At 72.9% G+C, this 24,078-nt stretch carries 18 protein-coding genes; 13 read left to right on the top strand and 5 right to left on the bottom strand.

What is annotated here, in order from left to right; all coding sequences use genetic code 11:
• Nucleotides 1-42: 42 nt before the first annotated feature.
• Nucleotides 43-804 (bottom strand): PP2C family serine/threonine-protein phosphatase, encoded by a 762-nt coding sequence (locus ACFU7Z_RS12110; RefSeq protein ID WP_049651491.1) that lies wholly within the window; start codon nucleotides 802-804, stop codon nucleotides 43-45.
• Nucleotides 805-964: 160 nt separating this feature from the next.
• Between ACFU7Z_RS12110 and ACFU7Z_RS12105 the strand changes: the two genes are divergently transcribed.
• From ACFU7Z_RS12105 to ACFU7Z_RS12080, 6 genes are all read left to right on the top strand, one after another.
• The gene (locus tag ACFU7Z_RS12105; protein WP_117491565.1) at nucleotides 965-2,080 is read left to right on the top strand and encodes an LLM class flavin-dependent oxidoreductase; all 1,116 of its coding nucleotides are present in this window, start codon (nucleotides 965-967) and stop codon (nucleotides 2,078-2,080) included.
• Nucleotides 2,077-2,700, top strand: a complete 624-nt coding sequence (locus tag ACFU7Z_RS12100; RefSeq protein WP_380777454.1) for an FMN reductase — start codon at nucleotides 2,077-2,079, stop codon at nucleotides 2,698-2,700. The genes ACFU7Z_RS12105 and ACFU7Z_RS12100 overlap by 4 nt, the downstream gene beginning before the upstream one ends.
• 239 nt (nucleotides 2,701-2,939) lie before the next feature.
• On the top strand, nucleotides 2,940-4,613 hold the full coding sequence (gene aspT, locus ACFU7Z_RS12095) for an aspartate-alanine antiporter (RefSeq protein ID WP_380777453.1): 1,674 nt from the start codon (nucleotides 2,940-2,942) through the stop codon (nucleotides 4,611-4,613).
• A gap of 132 nt (nucleotides 4,614-4,745) precedes the next feature.
• Entirely contained in the window at nucleotides 4,746-6,401 is a 1,656-nt protein-coding gene (locus ACFU7Z_RS12090) for a bifunctional aspartate transaminase/aspartate 4-decarboxylase (protein ID WP_380777452.1), read from the top strand.
• A gap of 32 nt (nucleotides 6,402-6,433) precedes the next feature.
• The gene (locus ACFU7Z_RS12085) at nucleotides 6,434-7,444 is read left to right on the top strand and encodes a Dyp-type peroxidase (protein ID WP_380777451.1); all 1,011 of its coding nucleotides are present in this window, start codon (nucleotides 6,434-6,436) and stop codon (nucleotides 7,442-7,444) included.
• A gap of 26 nt (nucleotides 7,445-7,470) precedes the next feature.
• The gene (locus tag ACFU7Z_RS12080; RefSeq protein ID WP_380777450.1) at nucleotides 7,471-8,268 is read left to right on the top strand and encodes a family 1 encapsulin nanocompartment shell protein; all 798 of its coding nucleotides are present in this window, start codon (nucleotides 7,471-7,473) and stop codon (nucleotides 8,266-8,268) included.
• A gap of 176 nt (nucleotides 8,269-8,444) precedes the next feature.
• Here ACFU7Z_RS12080 and ACFU7Z_RS12075 read toward each other — a convergent pair whose 3' ends face one another.
• Nucleotides 8,445-11,510 (bottom strand): BTAD domain-containing putative transcriptional regulator, encoded by a 3,066-nt coding sequence (locus ACFU7Z_RS12075; protein ID WP_380777449.1) that lies wholly within the window; start codon nucleotides 11,508-11,510, stop codon nucleotides 8,445-8,447.
• A gap of 207 nt (nucleotides 11,511-11,717) precedes the next feature.
• Between ACFU7Z_RS12075 and ACFU7Z_RS12070 the strand changes: the two genes are divergently transcribed.
• Complete coding sequence (locus ACFU7Z_RS12070) at nucleotides 11,718-13,898, top strand: ATP-binding protein (protein ID WP_380777448.1); 2,181 nt, start codon at nucleotides 11,718-11,720, stop codon at nucleotides 13,896-13,898.
• Here the strand turns inward: ACFU7Z_RS12070 and ACFU7Z_RS12065 are convergent.
• Nucleotides 13,864-14,490: a hypothetical protein gene (locus tag ACFU7Z_RS12065; RefSeq protein WP_380777447.1), complete on the bottom strand. Its 627-nt coding sequence runs from the start codon at nucleotides 14,488-14,490 to the stop codon at nucleotides 13,864-13,866. The genes ACFU7Z_RS12070 and ACFU7Z_RS12065 overlap by 35 nt on opposite strands.
• A gap of 8 nt (nucleotides 14,491-14,498) precedes the next feature.
• Nucleotides 14,499-15,767, bottom strand: a complete 1,269-nt coding sequence (locus ACFU7Z_RS12060) for a hypothetical protein (RefSeq protein WP_241852862.1) — start codon at nucleotides 15,765-15,767, stop codon at nucleotides 14,499-14,501.
• A gap of 369 nt (nucleotides 15,768-16,136) precedes the next feature.
• Here ACFU7Z_RS12060 and ACFU7Z_RS12055 point away from each other — a divergent pair, with 369 nt between their 5' ends.
• The 4 genes from ACFU7Z_RS12055 (at nucleotide 16,137) to ACFU7Z_RS12040 (ending at nucleotide 20,766) form a co-directional block, all read left to right on the top strand.
• Nucleotides 16,137-16,922, top strand: coding sequence for an electron transfer flavoprotein subunit beta/FixA family protein (locus ACFU7Z_RS12055; protein WP_049656477.1), 786 nt, complete (start codon nucleotides 16,137-16,139; stop codon nucleotides 16,920-16,922).
• A 46-nt stretch (nucleotides 16,923-16,968) separates the two neighbouring features.
• Nucleotides 16,969-17,931, top strand: coding sequence for an electron transfer flavoprotein subunit alpha/FixB family protein (locus tag ACFU7Z_RS12050; protein ID WP_380777446.1), 963 nt, complete (start codon nucleotides 16,969-16,971; stop codon nucleotides 17,929-17,931).
• A 238-nt stretch (nucleotides 17,932-18,169) separates the two neighbouring features.
• The gene (locus ACFU7Z_RS12045) at nucleotides 18,170-19,591 is read left to right on the top strand and encodes an acyl-CoA synthetase (RefSeq protein WP_380777445.1); all 1,422 of its coding nucleotides are present in this window, start codon (nucleotides 18,170-18,172) and stop codon (nucleotides 19,589-19,591) included.
• 311 nt (nucleotides 19,592-19,902) lie between these two features.
• Nucleotides 19,903-20,766 carry a C40 family peptidase gene (locus ACFU7Z_RS12040; protein WP_380777444.1) on the top strand — a complete coding sequence of 288 codons (864 nt, stop codon included), beginning with the start codon at nucleotides 19,903-19,905 and terminating at the stop codon, nucleotides 20,764-20,766.
• 117 nt (nucleotides 20,767-20,883) lie between these two features.
• Here ACFU7Z_RS12040 and ACFU7Z_RS12035 read toward each other — a convergent pair whose 3' ends face one another.
• Nucleotides 20,884-21,798, bottom strand: a complete 915-nt coding sequence (locus ACFU7Z_RS12035) for a PfkB family carbohydrate kinase (protein ID WP_380777443.1) — start codon at nucleotides 21,796-21,798, stop codon at nucleotides 20,884-20,886.
• A 418-nt stretch (nucleotides 21,799-22,216) separates the two neighbouring features.
• Here ACFU7Z_RS12035 and ACFU7Z_RS12030 point away from each other — a divergent pair, with 418 nt between their 5' ends.
• Together ACFU7Z_RS12030 and ACFU7Z_RS12025 are read left to right on the top strand one after the other, a co-directional pair.
• Entirely contained in the window at nucleotides 22,217-23,284 is a 1,068-nt protein-coding gene (locus ACFU7Z_RS12030; protein ID WP_380777442.1) for an NUDIX domain-containing protein, read from the top strand.
• Between the two features lie 93 nt (nucleotides 23,285-23,377).
• Nucleotides 23,378-24,078: DUF4184 family protein (locus ACFU7Z_RS12025; protein WP_380777441.1), on the top strand; the 701-nt coding region annotated here is incomplete at its 3' end.

Raw genomic sequence — 24,078 nt, 5'->3', positions numbered from 1 at the left:
GACGGCGCCCCGCCCGGGGCGGGTCCGTTCCGTACGGGTGCCCTACGCGCCGACCCGCACCAGCGCCAGGGTGATGTTGTCCGGCCCGCCGGCCTCGATCGCCGCCTTCCACAGCTCGAACGCCGCCCTGCCGTCCGAGCGGTCCGCCCCCTCGAACGACCGCTCCAGCAGCCCGGCCAGCTCCTCCTCGGGCACCGGGTCGGTCAGGCCGTCGCTGCACACCAGGTACCGGTCCCCGGCGGTCAGCGGTACGGCCCGGACGTGCGGCTCGACGAAGGTGAGCCCGAGCGAGCCGCCCAGGGTCTGGGTGACCACCGAGGTGGTGCGCCGTCCGGGCGGCAGCGGCGGGCTGTCGTCCACGCTCACCCGGCGCAGCCCGTCCCCGGTGATCCGGTAGACCCGGCTGTCGCCGACGTTGAAGGCCAGCGCCCACTCGGGCAGCAGCACCAGCCCGGCGACGGTGGTGCCCATCGCGGCGAGCTCCGGCTCCTCGGCGGCGGCCGCGTAGACGGCCCGGTTGCAGGCCAGGAGCTCCTCGCGGACGGCCTCCTCGCCGTCCAGCGCGCCCCCGTCGGCGGCGAGCCGGCGGGCGACCAGGGCACTGGCCACCTCGCCGCCGGGGTGGCCGCCCAGGCCGTCGGCGACCGCGATCACGCAGGGCGGGCCGAGCGGGAAGAGCAGGGTCTGCGGGTTGGTGGTCACGGTGGCGCAGAGCGTCCACGGCCCGACCGTGAGGCTGTCCTCGTTGTGCTCCCGCACCAGGCCCTCGTGGCTCAGCGCGCTCACCGCGATGTACGGGCCCATCGTCCGCCGCCCTTCCGGAGCCTTCCCTGGCCGCCCGCGCCGTCCATTGTCGTCGCTGGGGAGGGGGGACGACGAGGGGGAGCGGGGGAGGGGGAATAACGGGCCCCACCCGGATGCTAAGGTGGTTGAAAGTTGGACTACCTGGGATGTGGTGATCAGCATGCAGTTCGGAATCTTCTCCGTCGGCGACGTGACGACCGACCCGACCACCGGCCGCACCCCGACCGAGCACGAGCGGATCAAGGCGATGGTCGCCATCGCCCGCAAGGCCGAGGAGGTCGGCCTGGACGTCTTCGCGACCGGCGAGCACCACAACCCGCCGTTCGTCCCGTCCTCGCCGACGACCATGCTCGGCTACATCGCCGCGCAGACCGACCGCATCATCCTCTCCACGTCGACCACGCTGATCACCACCAACGACCCGGTGAAGATCGCCGAGGACTTCGCGATGCTCCAGCACCTGGCCGAGGGCCGGGTGGACGTCATGATGGGCCGCGGCAACACCGGCCCGGTCTACCCCTGGTTCGGCCAGGACATCCGCCAGGGCATCCCGCTCGCGATCGAGAACTACGCGCTGCTGCACCAGCTGTGGCGCGAGGAGGTCGTCGACTGGCAGGGCCGCTTCCGCACCCCGCTCCAGGGCTTCACCTCCACCCCGCGCCCGCTGGACGACGTCCCGCCGTTCGTCTGGCACGGCTCGATCCGCAGCCCCGAGATCGCCGAGCAGGCCGCCTACTACGGTGACGGCTTCTTCGCGAACAACATCTTCTGGCCCAAGGAGCACTTCAAGAAGCTGATCAACCTCTACCGCGAGCGCTTCGCCCACTACGGCCACGGCACGCCCGAGCAGGCGGTCGTCGGCCTCGGCGGACAGGCGTTCATGCGGAAGAACTCCCAGGACGCGGTGCGCGAGTTCCGTCCGTACTTCGACAACGCGCCGGTGTACGGGCACGGGCCCTCGCTGGAGGAGTTCACCGAGCAGACCCCGCTGACCGTGGGCAGCCCGCAGGAGGTCATCGAGAAGACCCTGACCTTCCGCGAGTCCTTCGGCGACTACCAGCGCCAGCTGTTCCTGATGGACCACGCCGGCCTGCCGCTGAAGACGGTGCTGGAGCAGCTGGACCTGCTCGGCGAGGAGGTCGTGCCGGTGCTGCGCGAGGAGTTCGCCAAGGGCCGCCCGGCCGGGGTGCCGGACGGGCCGACCCACGCCGCGCTGGTCGCGGCCAAGGACGAGAAGGATGAGAAGGACGAGAACACCGTGGAGGTGGCCAAGTGACCGCGTTCAAGCTGGTGGTGGTGAGTGCCGGGCTGAGCAAGCCGTCCTCGACCCGGCTGCTGGCCGACCGGCTCGCCGACTCGACGGTGCGCCGACTCGCCCTGGAGGGGCGGGAGGCGGAGGTCACCGTGGTCGAACTGCGGGACCTGGCGGTGGAGATCGCCAACAACCTCGTCACCGGCTTCCCCGGCGCCGGGCTGCGCGCGGCGATCGAGGCGGTCACGGAGGCGGACGCCCTGATCGCGGTGACGCCGATCTTCACGGCCTCGTACAGCGGCCTGTTCAAGTCCTTCTTCGACGTGGTCGACAACGACGCGCTCACCGGCAAGCCGGTGCTGATCGCCGCCACCGGCGGCACGCCCCGGCACTCGCTCGCCCTGGAGCACGCCGTCCGCCCGCTGTTCAGCTACCTGCGCGCGGTGGTGCTGCCGACGGCCGTCTACGCGGCCACCGACGACTGGGGCGCGGCGGGGGACGGGCTCACCGACGGCCTGCCGCGCCGGATCGACCGGGCGGCCGGCGAGCTGGCGGCCCTGCTGGCCGGGCGGGCCCCGGCGGCGCCGGTGCTGCCCGACCAGGTGGTGCCGTTCGCCGAGCAGCTGGCGGCCCTGCGGGTCTGAGCCGGCCTCGGCCCCCGGTCGAACGGCCCCGTCGGGACAGCCTCCGACGGGGCCGTTCGGCGCGTCCGCTCGGCGGGCCCGTCCGGTGAGCCCGTCCGGCGGGGTCGTCCGCCGATGCCGTTCGGATGCGCGTCGGCCGTGCCGGATTGTCCGCTTTGCGGTGTAATCATTCCCATGATCAGATTAGTGCTGGTCCGTCCCCCGTTCGGCGTCCCCGCACCGCGGCGGGGGCGGCTGCCGTGAGCCTGCTGCGGGAGAACCCCGTCCTCGCGCTGTTCGTCTGCCTGGCGCTCGGCTACCTGCTCGGCAAACTGCGCGTCGGGCCGATCCAACTCGGCGGAATCTGCGGCACGTTGATCGTCGCCATGCTGATCGGCAGCCGGCACGTCAGCGTCGACGCCGACGTCAAGAACGTCGCCTTCGCCCTGTTCATCTTCTCGCTCGGCTACATCGCGGGCCCCCAGTTCTTCGCCAACCTCAACGCCAAGGGCCTGCGCTTCGCGGTGCTCTGCGTCATGGAGGCGGTGCTGGTCGTCGGAATGGCCTACGGCATCGGCAAGGCCTTCGACCTGGACGTCGGCACCGCGGCCGGCATCCTGGCCGGGGCGGCCACCGAGTCGGCCGTGGTCGGCACCGCCCAGGAGGCGATCGCCAACCTCTCCGGCATCAGCGCCGACCAGTCCGCCCAGCTGCAGAACCACGTGGCCGCCGCCTACTCGGTCTGCTACCTCTTCGGCCTGGTCTCCATCGTGCTGCTGACCAGCCAGATCTTCCCGCTGGTCATGCGGATCAAGCTGCCCGACGCCTCCAGGGAACTGTGGGAGGGGCTGCGCGGCGGCAAGGGCGCGCCGGCCGCCGACGAGCAGCCCGCACTGCCTCCGCTGGTCGGCCGTACCTACCTGGTCTCCCAGGGCGAGGGCTCGGCCATCGCCCGGGTCGAGGAGGTCCAGCCCGGCCTGGTCACCGTCGAGGGCGTCCGGCGGGACGGCCGCACCCTCCACCCCGACCGGGACTTCCGGCTGCGCCGCGGCGACCTCGTGCTGCTGGTCGGCCGCCGCGAGGCGGTCATCGACACCGGCCACGAACTGGGCCCGGAGACCTCCGGCGTACCCGGCCTGGACAGCCCGCTGGTGGTCCGCGACATCGTCCTCACCAACCGGGACTTCGTCGGCCGGACGGCGGGGGAGCTGGCCGAGGAACAGCCGTCCACCACCTCCGGGATCTACCTGACCGACATCCAGCGGGTCGACCAGCACCTGCCCGCGATCGCCGACACCGAGCTGCACCGCGGCGACACCGTGACCGTCACCGGCGCCCGTTCGGCCGTCGACCGGTTCGCCGCCAAGGCCGGCGTCGGCATCCGCAAGGACGCCATCGACTACATCTACATCAGCCTCGGCATTTGCGTCGGCGTGCTGATCGGCCTGGTCACCGTGCACGCCGGGAACGCCGCGCTCTCGCTCGGCACCGGCGGCGGCTGCCTGGTCTCCGGTCTGGTCTTCGGCTGGCTCCGGGCCCAGCGGCCCACCTTCGGGGCCTATCCGCCGGTCGCCGCGCAGACCGCCAAGGACCTCGGGCTCTCCGTCTTCATCGCGGTCACCGGCCTGGCCGCGGGCCCGGACGCGGCGGCGCTGCTCAAGGACCACCCGGTGCTGCTGCCGCTGTCCGGCATCCTCATGGTCACCGTCCCGGCCGTGCTCTCGCTGTTCGTCGGCCGCAAGCTGCTGAGGATCGAGCCGCCGATCCTGGTCGGCGCCATCGCCGGCCAGCAGTGCAGCACCCCGGCGATCACCGCCGTCACCAACGTCGCGCAGAGCAGCATCCCGATGCTGGGCTACACGATCACCTACACCATCTCCAACTTCCTGCTCCCGCTCACCGGACCGATCCTGGTCGGCATGCTGGGGAGCTGACATGACGGACCGTCACATCATCGCGTCGAGCGCCGGCGCCGCCGCCGTGCGGCGAGGAGGGCCGTCCGGGACGCCGCCGCCGTCGCCGTGCCGGGCCGAACGCCCGTCCTCCCGAGGAGAGTCGAGAACGCCATGACGAAGCCCACGACCGGCCGCGAGGAGATCCGCCGACTGGCCCGGCTCAGCCCCTTCGAGCTCAAGGCCGAGTTCGTCCGGCTCGCCGAGGCCTACCAGCGCGACGAGCCCGGGCAGAAGGGCAAGTCCACCGCCCACATGCTCAACGCCGGTCGCGGCAACCCGAACTGGGTCTGCACCGGCCCCCGCGAGGCCTGCCTCGCGCTCGGCCACTTCGCGCTGGCGGAGAGCCGCCGGGTCTGGACCGCCGACGACCTCGGCGGCATGCCGGAGCGGTCCGGCATCGCCGGCCGCTTCGACGCCTTCGTCCGCAGCCACCCCGGGCTTCCCGGCATCGAGCTGCTCCGGCGCAGCGTCGAACTCGCCGTCGACCGCTTCGGGTTCGAGCGCGAGGCCTTCCTCCACGAGCTCGCCGACGCGAGCATCGGCGACAACTACCCCGTCCCCGACCGGATGCTGGTGCACGCCGAGCGGATCGTCCGCGGCTACCTCCAGGAGGAGCTGATGGACCGGCGGCCCCCGTCGCCGCAGCAGCCCGAGCTGTTCGCCACCGAGGGCGGCACCGCCGCGATGTGCTACGTCTTCGACTCGCTGACGAAGAACGGCCTGCTGCACAAGGGCGACCGGATCGCCCTGATGGTGCCGGTGTTCACCCCGTACATCGAGATCCCCGAACTGGACACCTACGGCTTCGAGGTGGTCCGGATCCAGGCCGACAAGCTGGTCGAGACCGGGGTGCGGGAGTGGCGCTACCCGGCGGACGAGGTCGCCAAGCTGGCCGACCCCGGGATCAGGCTGGTCTGCCTGGTCAACCCGAGCAACCCGCCCTCCCTGGCGCTGTCCCGGCAGGTCACCGACCAGATCAAGCAGATCGTGGCCACCACCAACCCCGACCTGATGATCGTCACCGACGACGTGTACGGCACCTTCGTGGACGGCTTCCGCACCCTGGCCGCCGAACTGCCCCGCAACACCCTGCTCGTCTACTCGTACTCCAAGCACTACGGCGCCACCGGCCACCGCCTCGGGGTGATCGGCCTGGACCGGGACAACGTGATCGACGACCTGATCGCCGCCCTCCCCGCGGAGTGGAAGGAGCGCCTCGCGCGCCGGTACGGCACGCTGAGCCTGGAACCCGGGAAGCTCCGCTTCATCGACCGGCTGGTCGCCGACTCCCGGCAGGTCGCGCTCAACCACACCGCCGGCCTCAGCCTGCCGCAGCAGGCCCAGATGGTGCTCTTCTCGCTGTTCGCGCTGCTGCCCGAGGGCAAGGCGTACAAGGCGCGGGTGCAGGGCATCGTCCGCCGGCGGCTCGACCTGCTGATGGAGGGCTCCGGAATGAAGATCGCGGACGACCCCGGGCGGGCCGGCTACTACGTCGAGCTCGACCTGCTGGCCGAGGCCGAACGGGTCGCGGGCAAGGACTTCGCGACCTTCCTGGAGAAGAACTACGAGCCCACCGAACCGCTGTTCCGGCTCGCCGAGCAGACCGGCGTGGTGCTGCTCAACGGCGGCGGCTTCGACGGGCCCGAATGGTCCGTCCGGGTCTCGCTGGCGAACCTCGACGACCTCGACTACCTGAAGATCGGGCACCACCTCAAGCAGATCTTCGCGGACTACCGCGCCGAGTGGGACGCCTCCCGGGCGTCCTGAGAAAAGCCACGACGACGAGGAGAACCACCACCATGCAGGCCGAATCGCAAGCCGTCCTCTCCCCGCTGACCAGCGCGGCCGTCTTCCTGGTCCTCACCGTCGAACCCGGCCGCGAGGCCGCCGTCCGCGACCTGCTGCCCGAACTCGCCGGACTGCGCCGCGCGGTCGGCTTCAGGGCCCCCGAGGGCGGCCTCACCTGCGTCACCGGCATCGGCTCCGAGCTCTGGGACCGCCTCTTCACCGGCCCCCGCCCGGCCTCCCTGCACCCCTTCCAGGAGGTCGCCGGCCCCCGCCACCGTGCCCCGGCCACCCCCGGCGACCTGCTGCTGCACGTGCGGGCGGAGCGGATGGACCTCTGCTTCGAACTGGCCGCGCAGCTCACCGGCCGGCTCGCCGGGGCCGCCACCGTCGTCGACTCCGTCCAGGGCTTCAAGTACTTCGAGGACCGCGACCTGCTCGGCTTCGTCGACGGCACCGAGAACCCGGAGGGCCGGGCCGCCGAACGCGCGGCCCTGGTCGGCGCCGAGGACCCGGGGTTCACCGGCGGCAGCTACGTCCTCGTCCAGCGGTACGTGCACGCCATGGACAAGTGGAACGCGCTGAGCGTCGAGCAACAGGAGGGGGCGGTCGGCCGCACCAAACTCGACGACATCGAACTGTCCGACGACGCCAAACCCGCCGACTCGCACGTGGCACTCACCGTCATCACCGGCCCGGACGGCGAGGAGCGGAAGATCGTCCGCTTCAACATGCCGTACGGCACCTTCGGCTCCGCGGACCGCGGCGGCGAGTCCGGCACCTACTTCATCGGCTACGCGGCCGACCCCGGGGTGACCGAGCAGATGCTGCGCAACATGGTCGTCGGCAACCCGCCCGGCACCACCGACCGGCTGCTCGACTTCTCCACCGCCGTCACCGGCGGGCTGTTCTTCGTCCCGACCGCCGACTTCCTCGACTCCCCGCCCCCGGCGCCCTCGGCGGCCCCCGCCTCCCGCCCCGGGGACGGCTCGCTCGGCATCGGCAGCCTCAAGCAGACCCCCTGACAGACCCCCTGAACAGGACCCCGCCCATGGACAACCTCCACCGCGACCTCGCCCCGATCTCCACCGCCGCCTGGGAGGAGATCGAGGAGGAGGCCCGCCAGACCTTCAAGCTCCACATCGCCGGCCGCCGCGTCGTCGACCTCAACGGCCCCGAGGGCGCCACCCTCGCCGCCGTCGGCACCGGCCACCTGACCGCCATCGACCCCCCGACGGACGGCATCCAGGCCCGCGCCCGCACCGCCCAGCCGGTGGTCGAGCTACGCGTCCCCTTCACCGTCCGCCGCGACGCCGTGGACGACGTCGAACGCGGCTCCCGGGACTCCGACTGGCAACCCGTGAAGGACGCGGGCCGCAAGCTCGCCCTGGCCGAAGACCGCGCCGTCTTCGAGGGCTACCGCGCGGCCTCCATCGACGGCATCCGCGCCGCCTCCACCAACCCGCCGGTCCAACTCCCCGAGGACGTCCGCGAATACCCGGAGGCCGTCAGCCGCGCCCTCACCGCCCTCCGCCTGGCCGGCGTCGGCGGTCCCTACTCACTCCTGCTCGGCGCCGCCGCCTTCACCGCCGTCAACGAGACCAGCGACCACGGCTACCCGGTCCACAACCACCTCGCCCGCCTCCTCGACGGCGAGATCATCTGGGCCCCGGCCATCGAAGGCGCCTACCTGCTCTCCACCCGAGGCGGCGACTTCGAACTCCACCTCGGCCAGGACGCCTCCGTGGGCTACCTCTCCCACGATGCCGAAACGATTCAGCTCTACCTTCAGGAGACGCTGACGTTCCGCGTGTACACGGGAGAGGCGGCCGTCGTCCTACGCGGCTAGCACCAGAGAGGCATGGAAGCAGCGAACAGGAATATGTGCATGAGCATGTTCATGGAACGTAGTGACTTTCTGCCTCAGTTGCGGTCGGCATGATCACCGATGTGGGCAGATCCTAGACAGAAAGTGTCCCGAACGTCGAGCTGGCGATCTGGAAGAGAACAGAGTTCCGGTAGTGATTATATGACAAGCTTGGCGAGCGCCGAGCGGGCCAGCGCGGCTTCGTCGGCGATATTCACCTGCTCGGCCAGGCGTACGGCTACGGTCAGATGTGCGGCGGCGGCGGTCGTATTCCCGAGTGCGGCCTCGCAGTGGCCCAGGCCGCGCAGAGCCCCGGCCTCCTCCCGGGCCGCGCCGATGGATCTGGCCAACTGCAGGGCGGCCGCGTGCTGGTCGCGTGCCTGGTCGTGCCGACCCGCTGCCGACAGGGTCTTGCCGAGGCCGTTGAGACCGTCGGCTTCGTAACGGACGCTGCCGACCTCGCGGAAGGTTGTCAAAGCCGACCGGTAAAGCGAAAGGGCATGTTCGAGCTCATCGGGGATCGTGAGTGTCGCCGCCAGGTTTGTGCGTACGACGGACAGCTCCAGTTGTGGCATGAGGCCGTCCCCGATCTCCAGAATGTGTTCGAATGTGTCGCGTGCCATGGAACTCCGCCCGGCTCCGAGGTGGAGTTCTCCGAGATTGTTGAGTATTCGGAACTCAAGAACTCTGTCGTTGAATTTTCTGGCGAATGGAAGGGCGCTTTCATAGTCGGCGAATGCCGATTTCGAATCTCCGGTCGAGCGATGCAGGATGCCGATGTTGGCGAGGCAGCGGGCGGCATTCCACTGGTCGTCCTGCTCCAGTCGAATGGCGAGCACCTCCTTTTGGAGGGCCAGGGCTTCGTGAAGCCGGCTCTGATGCCACCGCAGCTGTCCGAGGAGATTGAGGGCGTTCGCCGCCGCGTCCAGGTCGCCTTCCGTGCGGGCGAGAGCGAGGCCGCGTTCGAGGGCCTCGGCGGCGGGCTCGTAGTGGGACGCGTGGGCGAGGGTCGCGCCCAGGTCGATCAGCGCCCACGCCTCCTGTCGGTCGTTCGTCTGCGACCGCCAGTGGGTCGCGGCCGCTCGGTGCATGTCCTGTGCCTCGCTCCAGTAGGCCTCGGCGTTCAGGTGGCCGGCCAGGACGTGGGCGAGCCATGCTCCGGCTTCCGCGAGGCCGCTGACGTGAGCGTATGCCGTCAGGGTGATCAGGCTGGCGTGCTCGACCTCAAGCCAAGTGCGTGCCGATTCCGGTGAGTTCATGGCGATGTCGCCCAATGTATCTGAAAGAGGGCCGAGTTGGTGATCGTCTGGTAGGTGTGATCTCGATCTGTGCGGGTAGAGCAGATGGTCCGCGCGGTCGGCGGCGTGCAGGGAGAAACGGAGCAGGCGGCGGTCGGCCGATTCGCGCTGTTTCCGATCGACGCCCAGCGCCATTGCGAACTCCCGTAATAGATCATGGAGTTGGTACCGCTCAGGTGCGATCTCCTGGATCAGGTGGCAGTTCAACAATGCCTCCAGAACCTCATCAGTCTCATCGACACTCCGCCCGAGCAGGGCCGCTGCCGCATGGACGCCGAAATCCGGTCCGGGGTAGAGACCGAGCAGCCGGAATGCCGACCGCTGGCTGGCGGAAAGGTACTGGTAGGAGACCTCGAAGACCCGGGCGATGCTGGAGGTGCCGCTGCGGATCTCGGCGAGCCTGCCGTTCTTCCGGGAGAGGCGCCGGGCGAAGTGGGCGAGGGTCCAGGACGGGCGGCCCTTGAAGCGGCTGGCGGCGATCTCGATGGCGAGGGGCAGATGGCCGCAGCGCTCGACGATGTCGATGATGCGTTCGGTGTCCGTCGAGCGCTCGGGGCCGACCACGTTGGTGAACAGGGCCACGGCGTCGTCCACTGTCAGCACGTCCAGGAACACCGGCCGGGCGTCCGGGAGCTCCGTCAGCCGCTGGCGGCTGGTGACGAGTACCAGGGCGGACGGGGCGGGCGGCAGCAGCGGGCGGACCTGAGCGGCGTTCGAGGCGTCGTCGAGGATGACGACGGCGCGGCGCGAGGACAGCGCCTCGGCGCACAGTGCGAAGACCTCGTCGGCGTCGAGCGGGATGGTGCTGGCGGGCACTCCCAGGCGTCTGAGCAGCAGGGCGCCTGCGGCCTCCGGGGTGAGCGGCGGCTGGTTGCCGACGTGGGCGCGCAGGTTGAGGTAGACGTAGCCGTCCGGGAAGTGCTCGCGCATCAGGTCGGCGGCGTGCAGGGCGAGGGTGGTCTTGCCGACCCCGGGCATGCCGAGGATCGCCGAGACGGTGACGACGCCGCCGCGGGCGAGCCGGGTGTCAGGGCCGGGCAGGACGCGGCGGAGGTCGTCCTCCCGGCCGATCAGCCGGTGCCGCCCGGGGATGTCGGCGGGCGGTACGGCCAGGGGGGCGGGGGTCAGTACGGCCTCGTTCCGTACCGGCGGCCCAGGGAGCGGGTCGCCGTGCAGGATGAGCTGGTGGAGGCGGGTGAGCGGTTCGCCGGGCTCGGTGGCGAAGTGGGCTCGGAGCAGTCGGGCGACGGCGGGGTAGACGGCCAGCGCGTCGGTCTGTCGGCCGACGGCGTAGAGCGCGGTCATCAGGTGGCCGGCGAGGCGTTCGTCGGTGGGGCGGTGCTCGCGCAGGGCGGTGAGTTCGGGGATCAGTTCGGCGAAGTGGCCGATGCGCAGGTCGATCTCGATCCGGCGCAGCGTGGTGGTGAAGTGCTGGTCGGCCATGGCGGCGCGGGTGTTCTGGGCCCAGGTGCCGGGCAGGCCGGCCAGGGGTTCGCCGCACCACAGGTTGGTGGCGCGGCTGAGCACGGTTCTGGCCTGGTGGTCCTGTCCGTTCTCGGCGAGTAGTCCGGCTTGGTCGGAGAGGTCCAGATATCGGTGCCAGTCAATCAGCAGTGGGTCCGCCCGCAGAATGTACGTGTGCGATTGGGTGTCGATCGTGGGCACGTCCCCGGTGGCATTCGCCCCCGAGGCCTGCGCCGCCCGCCGCAGTAGTGCGCGCAGGTGGGAGACGTGGCTGTAGAGGCTGGTCAGTGCGCTGGGCGGAGGTTCCTCGCCCCACAGTCGGTATGCGAGCGAGTCGTGGGAGAGCGGCCTTCCGACCTCCAGGGCCAGGGCGGCCAGCAGTTGCCGTCGCTTGTCGGACGGAATCGCCAATGGCTCTCCGTTCACCGACAGTTCAACTGAACCGAGGAGATGAACCTTCATCGTGACGTCCCCCGCCGGTTGGCTACCAGCTTGCTGTGTCGCGGGTGAGCATCGCATGCGTCCGGGGCAACCGGCTATACCACTGTGGGGTTCCGGGGCCGTACTTTTGGGAATAATCTCGACTTGACGATACGTCATGTGATAGCGCCGCACCGATAATTCGTCCGAGGCTGGGGGGCCAGTGACAGGATCGACCGTGCTCGGCGGATGCCCGTGAACGACGTCAACCTGCCGTACGGAGTGGTACGGAACTCGCTGGCCGGTGCCGCGACGGTCTCCGGCCCGGTGGTGCAGGCCGGCGCGATCCACGGCGGGTTGCACCTGCACGGTTCGTCGGCGTTGCCGACGCCGCGGCAACTCCCGCCCTGCCCTCGCAGGTTGGTGGGGCGGGAAGCCGATCTGGAGGCGCTGGACGATTCCTTGGCCGCCGAGGCGGCGTCGGCCGACGTCACCGTGGTGGTGACCGGTCCGGCCGGGGTCGGGAAGACGGCGCTGGCCGCGCAATGGCTTCGTGGCCTGGCCGGCCGTTTCCCGGACGGCCAGCTCTACGCGGACCTGCGCGGTTACGCACCCGGAGGCCCCGCCGACCCCGCCGAGGCCCTGGGCGGCTTCCTGCGGGCCTTCGGGGTCTCCCCGGTGCCCGGGAGCATGGCGGAGGGTGCCGCGCTCTGGCGCTCGCTGGCGGCGGGGCGCCGGATCGCGGTGCTGTTGGACAACGCCTCGACGGCCGCCCAGGTGCGGCCGCTGCTGCCCGGTTCGGACCACACGGTGGTCGTGGTGACCAGCCGCCGCCGGCTCACCGGGCTCGGCATCGACGGCGCGGTGTTCCGGTCCTTGGGCCCGCTCGCCACGGAGGCCTCCGCCGAGATCCTTGCCGAGCGGGTCGGCCGGAGCCGGGTGGTGGACGAGAGCGATGCCGCCGCCGAGGTGGTGGACGCCTGTGGCGGGCTGCCGTTGGCGATCTGCCTGGCGGCCGCGCGGATCGCGGCCCGCCCGGTGCAGTCGCTCGCCGCGACGGCCGAGATCCTGGGGCGCGGCGCCGACCGCCTCGGGGCGTTGCACGCGGACGGCGAGGCGGTGCGGGACCTGCTGGACGCCTCCTACGACGTGCTGCGGCCGGATGCGGCCCGGTTGTACGGGCTGCTCGGACTGCTGCCGTTCGCCGAGTTCACCGTGGAGGCGGCCGCCGTGGTGGCGGACGTGGACCGGGTGGCGGCGGACCGGCTGCTGGACGAACTGATGGACGTCCACCTGCTGGAGGAGGTGCTGCCCGGCCGGTTCCGCTTCCACGACCTGGTCCGGCTGCACGCCCAAGGGCACGGCGCCGGACTTCGCGACGCCCAGGTCGGCCGCGCCGCCACCGACAGGATCGTCGACTGGTACCTCGCCTCGACGACCGCCGCCGAGGCGGTCGTCTCCCCGAGCCACCGCACGCTGCCGCGCGAGTACCGGACCCTGCCGGTGCACCCGGCCCGGGAGTTCGCCGACGACACGCAGGCGCTCGGCTGGCTCGACGAGGAGCGCGACCGCCTCGCCGACCTGCTGCGCTGGGCGCCCGCCTGCGGCCGGAACGCCGCCACCTGGCAACTCGCCGACGCCATGTGGCCGTTGTTCCTCCGGTTGCGTCCGGCCCGGCTCTGGGTCGAGGCCCACCGGATCGGCCTGCGTGCGGCCCGGGCGGACGGCGACCGCCGTGGCGAGCTGCGCATGCTCACCTCCGGCGGGAACGGTCTGCGGAACGCCGGCGAGGCGGTTGAGGCGGCTCGTTGGTTCAATGAAGCACTCGACCTCGCAGGGGAGTTGGCGCAGCCGCTGGCACAGGCCGACGCGCTGTACGGGCTCAGCCAGACTCACCGGATGACCAGTCGTCTGGACGAGGCCGCCGACTGTCTGCGCGAGGTGGTCCGGATCCGGGAGGCCCAGGACTACCTGCGGGGCTCGGCACTGGCCCGGCTGGCGCACGGGGAGGTGCTGTTGCTCGCGGACCGGGCGGCGGAGGCCGTCACCTCCATCGAGCGGGCGCACCGCGAGTTGGCCTCGATCGGGGACGACTACGAGGCGGCTCGGGCGATCGCCTTCCTCGGGGTGGCCCATACGACGCTGGGCGGGTACGACCGTGCCGACCGCTGCCTCCAGGAGGCACTGGCCGGCTTCCGGGCCCGGCTGTCGGGGCATTGGGAAGCCCGAACGCTGGAGTTCGCCGGAGAGCTGGAGGAGCGGCGCGGCCGCCCAGCCGCCGCGCGCGCCCGGTTCGAGGAGTCGCTGGCCCGCTACCGGGAACTCGCCGCGACGGCGGAGGCGGCCAGACTGGCCGACCGCCTCGCCGCCTACGACACGGACTCCGGCCCCCCGGCTACACCCGACCGCCCGGCCGGTCCACGGCCCTGAAACAGGACCGCGGGAACACGGGGGAATGCCACCCGAGCACGTCGACCCGGGCCAGTTCGGCCAGCCGGCGGCCGAGCGTGAGCCAGGCGTGGGCCATCGAGCCGACGGCCAGCGGCGGGACCGCTTCGCCGGCCGCCCGGGCCGGCTGCAGGACCAGCGGCGCCCCGTCCCGGGCCAGGAGCAGCAGTGCTCCGGCGCGGTGCTCGGCGGTGGCCAGCGCACAGCCCGGGTAGGTGGCCAGGACCACCTTGAGCCGGGTGAGGACGCCGTCCGTCGTCAATCGTCCGGCGTGCAGCACGTCCGCCTGGTGGCGCCAGCGTGCCGCCGAAGTCCGGGTGAGGTCGAGCGCGAGGTGCTCGTCCACGTATCCGGGACCGGCCGCTGCGGGCCCGGCTCCGGCGGGCAGTTCCGCCGCCAGCAGCCCGTGCACGGTGCCGACGGCCGAACTCACCTGTGCCTCGAACAGCACCGCGGTCCGTCGGGCGTCCATCGGCCCGGCCGCCGGTGCGGCCCCGGGCTCCGCCCGAGCGGGCCGTTCCACCCCGGTGGGCCCGGCCGCCCCCGCGACCGACGCCAGCCGCACCCTGTGCACCGCCGCGCTCATCCGTCCCGCCGTGACCCGGCCGCCGCGATCGCGTCCAGCGGGTCGGGCAGGTGCAGCGGCTCCGGGCCCGGGACGTGGGCGGGCTGGCCCAGCCTGAGGACGCGGTACAGCAGCCGACGGGCGTTGCGGTCGAAGCGGCCGGGCTCGGAACTGATCCGGGCGGCGATGGCGGCGTACTCCTCCGGGCGGTACTGCTCGGCGGCGTAGCCGAGCTGGTCGACGAGGGGGTGTCCGGGGGCGAGTGCCGGAGCGGTGGCGGCCAGCTGGGCGGCTGGCGACCGCGGGTTGACGTGGCGGTGGGGGTACTCGGCGAGCAGGACGGGAGCGCCGGTCATCGCTCCGTACAGGGTGACCGAGCCGTGGTCCCCGATGATGAAGTCGGCGGCGACGAGCAGCGGCCGCCAGTCCGTCTCGGGCGGGATGACCGTGACGGCCCCGCGTGCGGTGGCCCTCGCCCAGGAGTGCACGGCGTAGGAGCCGTGCGCGGCCGCGATGTTGGGGTGCGTCAGCAGGACGGTCCGGTAGCCGTGCTGGGGCAACTCGGAGGTCAACCGGGGCAGCACGGCGTCGAGCCGGGTGAAGAGCGAGCCGTTGCCCCAGGTGGAGGAGACCAGCACCAGCTTCTCCTCCGGCCGCAGTCCCAGTGCTGCCCGGTAGCGCTCCCGGTGCGGCACCGCGGCGGCGATCCGGTCGTAGCAGGGGTCGCCCACCACTTCGGCGATCGGGACGGCCTCCGGGCAGGTGCGCCGGAGTTCGAGCAGTTCCTCCTCGTGGGCGAGCGCGAAGGAGGCGGGGACGAGCCGCCCCTCCCAGCACAGGTAGTCCGGGCCGAGGCCGATGGCCGCCCGCTCGCCGTCCGGCGTGCTGCGCCGGGACAGTTTGATGTTGCCGGCGCCGTGAGGCAGCCGGACGACCGGGCCGTGCAACTGCTCCATCCCCTGGGAGCCGGCGGCCAGGATCAGGTCGAACTCCTGCCGGACGGCCTGCTCCCACGGCAGGACCGTGCCGCCCAGTGCCCGGAGGACCTCCGTGGCGCCCCTGTTGAACACGTGCGGTGCCACCGTGAACTGCACGTGGACCCGCAGGTCCGAGGCGAGCAGCGAGTAGAAGTCGTGGAGCCGTTTCGCGTACACCATGGTCTGGGCGACCACCAGCACCTCCTTGCGGTCCTGCAGCGTCTCCCACGGCCCGTTGTTGCTCCAGGCCGTGCTGCCGCGCTTCCCGCGGGGTGGCGTGGTGTCCTGTTCCCCGTGTACCAAGGTCATCCTTCTCCCCCTCCTTGATCCCAGGTCCGGCCCTCGACGGGCCCCGTGGCCGATGGTCCCCGGACGCCCTGGCGGAATCCATGAGGGGATCTGGCGGGTGCTTGCGGAAACCTTGTGTCCGCTTTCCGCGCCCGTTCGTCCGGCCTCGGGAGCGGGAAGGGTACTGAGTTCCTTTACGAGGGGTACTGAGTGCCGTATTCTCTCCGTGGAGCCTCTGACGCCAGTCGACGGGAGTCGACACGGTCTGCCGGTCCAGGTGGCGCTTGCGGTGCGCGGGTCGTGCCCGGGCCGGACTTGGCACTCAGTACCCTCGGCATGCCTGAGGCCATGGATCAGTGCACCCGTGCACCCGTGACAGGAGAACCGCTCATGAGCTTGAGGATCGTCGTCTGTGTGAAGCACGTGCCGGACGCGACGGGTGACCGTCGTTTCGCGGACGACCACACCACCGACCGGGAGGGTGTGGACGGCCTCCTGTCGGAGCTGGACGAGTACGGCGTGGAGCAGGCGCTGCGGATCGCGGAGGCGAACGAGGGCGCCGAGGTGACGGTGCTGACGGTGGGGCCGGACGACGCGAAGGACGCGCTGCGCAAGGCGCTGTCGATGGGTGCGGACAAGGCCGTGCACGTGAACGACGAGGACATCCACGGTTCGGATGTGGTCGGGACGTCGGCGGTGCTGGCGAAGGCGCTGGAGAAGGCCGGGTTCGACCTGGTGATCGGTGGCATGGCGTCGACGGACGGTTCGATGGGTGTGCTGCCGGCGCTGCTGGCGGAGCGGCTGGGTGTGCCGCAGGTGACGCTGCTGTCGGAGGTGTCGGTCGAGGGCGGCGTGGTGAAGGGTCGTCGGGACGGTGACGCGGCGACGGAGCTGGTGGAGGCGGCGCTGCCGGCGGTGGTGTCGGTGACGGACCAGTCGGGTGAGGCCCGGTACCCGTCGTTCAAGGGGATCATGGCGGCGAAGAAGAAGCCGGTGCAGTCGTGGGACCTGGACGACCTGGGCATCGAGGCGGACGAGGTCGGTCTGGCGGGTTCGTGGACGGCGGTGGAGTCGGTGGCGGCGCGTCCGGCGCGGACCGCGGGCACGGTCGTCAAGGACGAGGGTGAGGGCGGCAAGTCGCTCGCGACCTTCCTCGCCGACCAGAAGTTCATCTGAGCCGCCCCCACCCCCCGACCCAGCGAATACACGGAGACATTGAGCAATGGCTGAGATTCTCGTCCTGGTGGACCACGCCGACGGCGCGGTGCGCAAGCCGGCCCTGGAGCTGCTGACCCTGGCCCGCCGTATCGGTGAGCCGTCCGCCGTCGTCCTGGGCGCCGGTGCGGCCGCGGCCGGCATCGCGGCGAAGGCCGGCGAGTACGGTGCGGCGAAGGTGTACGTCGCCGACGGTGCGGAGTTCGCCGACCAGCTGGTCGTCCCGAAGGTGGACGCGCTGGCGCAGATCGCCAAGGCGAACGACGTGGCGGCGGTGCTGGTGACGTCCTCCGGTGAGGGCAAGGAGGTGGCCGCGCGCGTCGCGCTGCGGATCGGCTCCGGCATCATCACCGACGCCGTCGACCTGCGCGCCGGCGACGGCGGTCCGATCGCCACCCAGTCGGTGTTCGCCGCCTCGTACACCGTCGACTCCCGGGTGAGCAACGGCGCGCCGGTCATCACCGTCAAGCCGAACGCCGTCGCCCCGGAGGCCGCCCCGGCCGCCGGCGCCGTCGAGGACGTCGCCGTGGCGTTCACCGGCAACGCCGCCAAGGTCGTCTCGCGCACCCCGCGGGTGTCCTCCGGCCGTCCCGAGCTGACCGAGGCCGCGATCGTGGTCTCCGGTGGCCGTGGCGTCGGTGCCGCCGAGGGCTTCGGCGTGGTCGAGGAGCTCGCGGACGCGCTGGGCGCGGCCGTCGGCGCCTCGCGTGCCGCGGTGGACGCCGGCTGGTACCCGCACAGCAGCCAGGTCGGCCAGACCGGCAAGCAGGTCTCCCCGCAGCTCTACATCGCGGCGGGCATCTCCGGCGCGATCCAGCACCGGGCCGGCATGCAGACCTCGAAGACCATCGTGGCCGTCAACAAGGACCCCGAGGCCCCGATCTTCGAGCTGGTCGACTACGGCGTGGTCGGCGACCTCTTCGAGGTGCTGCCGCAGCTCACCGCCGAGGTGAAGGCCCGCAAGGCCTGAGCCGCGCGGAAGGTTCGGAGGGCGTGGTGCCGGGTGCCCGGTGCCGCGCCCTCCGTCGTACCCGGCCGTACCCGGCCGTCCCCGGTCCTTCCCCGGCCTTCCCGGTTGTTCTCCGCCGTCGCCGGCCCCGCTCGCCGTCCCCGGCGCGCGGCGGGCCGGGCGGCGGCCCGTAGAGTCGGCGCCGGCGCGTGGCGCACGGGCGCGGCGCGGTGGTGATGGACGAGGCGAGGACGGTGGCATGGCACTGCTGACGGCACTTCAGGGCGGTTTCGGCGACGCGGCGGACGCGCTGCGGATCGACGGTCGGACGCTCTCCCGGGAGGACCTGCTGGGCGCGGCGACCGCCGTCGCCGACCAGGTGGCCGGCGCCCCGGCGCTCGCGGTGCTCGCCCGGCCCACCGTCGAGACCGTCACCGCCGTGGTCGGCGGCCTGCTGGCGGGCGTCCCGGTGGTGCCGCTGCCGCCCGACTCGGGGCCCAAGGAGCGCGAGCACATCCTGCGCGACTCGGGCGCGGCGCTGCTCGCGCACGCCGTCGGGGAGGTGCTGCCGCAGGACACCTCGGTGGCCGGGCTGCCGGTCGACCCCGCGCGGCGCTCCACCACCAGCTACGCCGAGCCCGCCGCCGGGTCGACCGGCTTCGTGCTCTACACCTCGGGCACCACCGGCGCCCCCAAGGGCGTGGTGATCCGGCGCGAGGCGATCGCCGCCGACCTGGACGCCCTCGCCGCCGCCTGGCAGTGGACCGCCGAGGACACCCTCGTCCACGGCCTGCCGCTGTTCCACGTGCACGGGCTGCTGCTCGGCGTGCTCGGCGCCCTGCGCACCGGCAGCGGACTGGTGCACACCGGGCGGCCCACCCCGGAGGGGTACGCGGCGGCGGGCGGCAGCCTGTACTTCGGGGTGCCCACCGTGTGGTCCCGGCTGGCGGCGGACCCGCAGGCCGCGGCCCGGCTCGCCCCGGCCCGGCTGCTGGTCTCCGGCAGCGCGCCGCTGCCCGTGCCGGTGTTCGAGAAGCTCGCGGCGCTCACCGGGCACGCCCCGATCGAGCGGTACGGGATGACCGAGTCGCTGATCACCGTCAGCACCCGGGCGGACGGCGAGCGGCGCCCCGGCAGCGTCGGGCTGCCGGTGGAGGGGGTCCGCACCCGGCTGGTCGGCGAGGACGGCGCGCCGGTGCCCGGCGACGGGGAGAGCGTCGGCGAACTCCAGGTCTCCGGGCCGACGCTGTTCAGCGGTTACCTCAACCGGCCGGACGCGGACGCCGAAGCGTGGACGGCGGACGGCTGGTTCCGCACCGGCGACGTCGCGGTGATCGGGGCGGACGGCTTCCACCGGATCGTCGGCCGCGCCTCGGTGGACCTGATCAAGAGCGGCGGCTACCGGATCGGCGCGGGCGAGGTGGAGGCCGCGCTGCGCGACCACCCGGCGGTCGCCGACGCGGCGGTGGTCGGCGTGCCGGACGAGGACCTCGGACAGGCGATCGTCGCGTACGTCGTCCCGGACGGCGCCGTGACGGGGGAGCAGCTGACGGCCTTCGTGGCGGAGCGGCTCTCGGTGCACAAGCGGCCGCGCCGGGTCGTCCTGGTGCCCGAACTGCCCAGGAACGCCCTGGGAAAGGTGCTGAAGAAGCAGCTGCTGGCGGAGGCCGGCGGCCGCTGAGGAGAGGGTGGTCGGACGCCCCCTCGGATGACGGGTGTTCACCCTGATGCGCCGTCGGTGCTCACCACCCGTGACCCTTCCATTGGCGCACTCCACTGCGCGCAGTGAGCGGACGCGTGCCTAACGTGACACGCAGGCAGGGCCGACCCCCCGGGCGGCACGCCGACGGCTTCCGGTCGCAGGACCGGAAGCCGCGGTGTGCCGGGCGGGGGCCCTGCCGACAAGCACGGCCAGTCCTGGCCGGTCACAGCAACCCGCTGCAAATCCGCAGCGATCCGCAGCGATCCGCAGCAGTGAAGGAAGTCAGCACGATGACCACCGTCAACACCGGCGCGCCGGAGGCCGCCGGCGAACCGACCGGGCAGCAGGACGCTGCCACCGTCCGTCCCTCCCGTCCGTCCCGCGGCGCGCGGCTCCGTCGGGGGATAGGCATGGTGGCCGTGATCGCGACCAGTGCGGGCCTGATCGGCCTCGGCACCGGTGTCAGCCCCGCGGCCGCCGAGCCCGCCCCGGCGCACGCCGGCTGGGACGGCTCCCGGTACTGGTTCAAGAACAGCCAGGGGCAGTGGCGCTGGACCTCGCACTACGACGTCTACGTGCAGCGCACCGGAGGCGGCTCCTCGTCCGCCGCCAGGACCACGACCACGTCCTCCGGCGGGATCACCCAGGGCTGGGACGGCTCGCGCTACTGGTTCCGCAACAGCAGGGGCGAGTGGCGCTGGACCTCGCACTACGACATCTACCTGGAGCGCACCGGAGGCGGCTCCTCCTCGGACTCCCCGGGCTACTTCGACGACTCGGTCGCCGAGGACCGGGACGTCGAGACCGCCGTGCAGTTCGCGCTCTCCCAGCTGGGCGTGCCGTTCCGCCGGGCCGGCAACGGGCCGGACGGCTACGACTGCTCGGGCCTGGTGCAGCAGTCCTTCCGGCGCGGCGGGATCAGCCTGCCGCGGGTGGCCAACGACCAGTACGCGGCGACCACGCCGATCGGGGCCGGCCAGCTGCGCCGCGGCGACCTGCTGTTCTGGTCGCCGGACGGTTCTGCCCGGGGCATCCAGCACGTGGCGATCTACCTGGGCGACAACAGGTACGTCGAGGCCGCGCGGCCCGGGACCAACATCCGGATCTCGGGGATCAGCAGCGGCTACTACCCGTCGTACATGGGGCGCCCGTAGCGGGGTCGCCGTCCGCCCGTCGGGGGTGCCGGGTCCGCCCGGTGCCCCCAACGGGGGTGTCCTCGTCGGTCCGGGCCGAGCCCGGGGCGCGCGACGCCCGCTCGGCCCGACGCCCGGTCAGAGGTCCGTCGGGCGGGGCAGCGCGCCGCGGGCGCCGAGGCCGGTGACGGCGAAGGCCCCGGCGGCGACGGCGGTGGCGGCCGCGTCGGGCAGCGCGGCGCCGCGGGCGAGTGCGGCGGCGAGGGCGCCGCAGAAGGCGTCGCCGGCGCCGGTGGTGTCGACCACTCGGACGGTCGGGGCGGGCAGCCGGGTCGGCGTTCCGTCCACGACGACCAGCGCGCCCTCGCCGCCGAGGGTGACCACGGCGCCCTCGGCGTGTTCGGCCAGCGCCCGGGCGGCCCCGGTGACGTCGGCGGCGCCGGTGAGCTGGCGGGCCTCGACGGCGTTCGCGACGACCAGCGGGCGGCGTCCGGTGGGGCCGGCCTCCGGCAGGGTGCCGGCCGGGGCGGTGTTGTGCAGCCAGCGGGTGCCGCCCGAGGGGCCCGCGGCGGGCAGTGCGGCGGCGGTCGCGCGGATGCACTCCGCGGGGACCTCGTTGCTGGTCAGGACCACGTCGACGGGGAGCAGCCGGAGGCGGGTGAGCGCGGCGGTGACCTCCTCCGGGGTCAGGTGGGCGTTGGCGCCGGGGACGACGACGATGCTGTTCTCGCCGGCCGGGTCGACCATGACGATCGCCTGACCGGTGGGCGCGTCCGGGTGGGTGAGCACGGCGCCCGTCTCGACCTGCGCGCCCCGCAGGTCGGCACGCGCCGCCTCGCCCTCGGCGTCCCGTCCGACCTTGGCGACCAGGTGCGTCGCCGCCCCCATCCGGGCCGCCGCCACCGCCTGGTTGGCCCCCTTGCCGCCGAAGCCCCGGGTGGCGGCGGTGGCGAGGACGGTCTCGCCGGGGGAGGGCAGCACGGGGCAGCGGAGGATGCGGTCGGTGTTGACCGAGCCGATGACGACGACCCGACCGGCGGGAAGCAGCTTCATCGTTCCTCTGTACGCGGTGGGGCGCGGGCGGCGCAAGGAGGCGGGCGGTGGCGGTCGAGCGCAGGGCGCGTACGGGCCGAGCCCGGGGCGCGCGCGGCGCACGGGGGCGTACGAGTGGGGGGCGTGCGGAGCGTGCGCGTGGGGCGTGCGTAGCGGGTCGACCCACCAGGCATCCTGTGCCCTAGCAGTGGCGAAGGGGTGCAATTTTGATGTAGACCGGTCTGCATATTTCCGCGTACGGGCGTCTGACCTGGGCACATGCCGCTGTCACGGGGCAGATCGGGGCGTGCGGGCGGGCGCGCCGGGGAGGCATGGGGAGCGGCGTGGCGCGGGTACCACCACGGGTGGCGCTGGTTCGACCAACGGGGGCGCTGCCCGGTGCGAACGGCATCGGGGGAAGTCGAGGGCAGGGGACGTTGTGATCGTCTGGGTCAATGGCACATTCGGGGCGGGCAAGACGAGCGCCTGCCGCGAGCTGGTGGAACTGCTGCCCGGGAGCGTGCTCTTCGATCCCGAGCTGGTGGGCTTCGGCCTGCGTCGGATGCTCCCGGCCGACCGGCTGGCGACGGTGTCCGACTTCCAGGACCTGGCGGCCTGGCGCCGGCTCGTCCCCGAGACGGCGGCGGCGCTGCTCGGTGAGGTCGGGGGCCCGCTGGTGGTCCCGATGACCCTGCTCAGGGAGGACTACCGGGACGAGATCTTCGGGGACCTGGCCTCGCACGGGATCACGGTGCACCACGTCGTGCTGGACCCTGAAGAAACGATCCTGCGCGACCGCATAGCCCACCGCGACGAGTGCCCGGGCGACCCGGAGGGCAGCGAGCGGGTCCGCGCCTGGTGCCTCGAGCACCTGCCCCGCTACCGCGCCGCCCGCCGCTGGCTGGTCGGGGACGCCCGCATGATCGACACCAGCGGGATCTCCCCCCGGGAGACCGCGCACCGGATCGCCGAGCTGGTCCGGGTCGGCGCCGCCCGCTGCCCGATCGTCCAGACCCCGGACCCGACCGGCGACACCGTCGCCTCCGCCGTCCTGTTCTTCGACGAGCAGGACCGCGTGCTGCTGGTGGACCCGGTCTACAAGCCCGACTGGGACTTCCCCGGCGGCGTGGTCGAGCGCGGCGAGGCCCCCACCGACGCCGCCCTGCGCGAGACCGCCGAGGAGCTGGGCCTGCGCCTGGACCCGTCCTCGCTGCGCCTGCTCGCCGTCGACTGGGAGCCGCGCACCGGCCCGCGCCGCGGCGGCCTGCGGCTGATGTACGACGGCGGGCTGCTGGACGAGGAGGGCCGGCAGCACCTGCTGCTCCAACAGGAGGAGCTGCGCGGTTGTCGCTTCGTCACCCTGGACGAGGCCGGGGAACTGCTGCCCCCGGGACGCTACCGGCGGCTGGCGGCCGCGCTGGACGCGCGGCGGAGCGGCGAGCTGCGGTACCTGGAGGCGGGGAGCCGGGTGGCCGTGGGGCTGGCGAGCACGGCGGACGCGGCGTAGCGGCCGGTCGGCGCGGGGCCGCGGGGCGAGTGGGGGGAGCATGGTGCGCCTCCCGGCGCGCCGCGCCGCGGTCCCGGGCGGCAGGATGGGGGCATGCCCTTCACGTTGAGCCACCCCGCCGCCGTCCTGCCCCTGCTGCGCGCCGCCGGGGCGCGCGGGCCCTTGGTGGCGTCGGCGCTGGTCGCCGGGTCGATGGCGCCGGACGTGCCGTTCTTCGCCGAGTCCCTGCTGCCCGGGGTGTACGGCCAGGGCGGGCTCACGCACCGCTGGTGGGCGGTGCCGACGGTGGACGTGGCGATCGCCGGCGCGCTGGTGGCCGGCTGGCACGGGCTGCTGCGCGGGCCGCTGGTGGCGCTGCTGCCCGAGCGGTGGGCGGGCGGCGCCGAGGCGTTGACCGTCCGACGGGCCGGGGACGCCGCAGGCCCCGCGGACGCCGGTGCGGTCGGCGGTGCGGTCGGTGGCGCGGCGTGGTTCGCGGCTTCGGCGGCGATCGGGGCGGCCACCCATGTCGGCTGGGACGCGTTCACCCACGGGGACCGGCTGGGGGTGCGGCTGCTGCCCGTCCTGGACCGCCCGGTGGCCGGGGTCCCGCTGTACGAGGCGCTGCAGTACGGCAGTTCGGCGCTCGCCCTGGCGGCGCTGGGCGGTTGGGCGGCGCGGGCGGTGCGGGCCGTCGAGCCGGTGCGGCCGGCCGTGCGGCTGGCGCCCCGGGCCCGGCGGGCGGCCGTCGCGACGCTGGGCGCGGCGACGGCCGCCGGGGTGCTGCACCGGCTCGCTCCGCTGCGGCGGAACCT

This window comes from Kitasatospora sp. NPDC057518, from assembly GCF_042802075.1.
GTDB lineage: Bacteria > Actinomycetota > Actinomycetes > Streptomycetales > Streptomycetaceae > Kitasatospora.
This window is presented reverse-complemented; position numbering and strand designations above follow the sequence as displayed.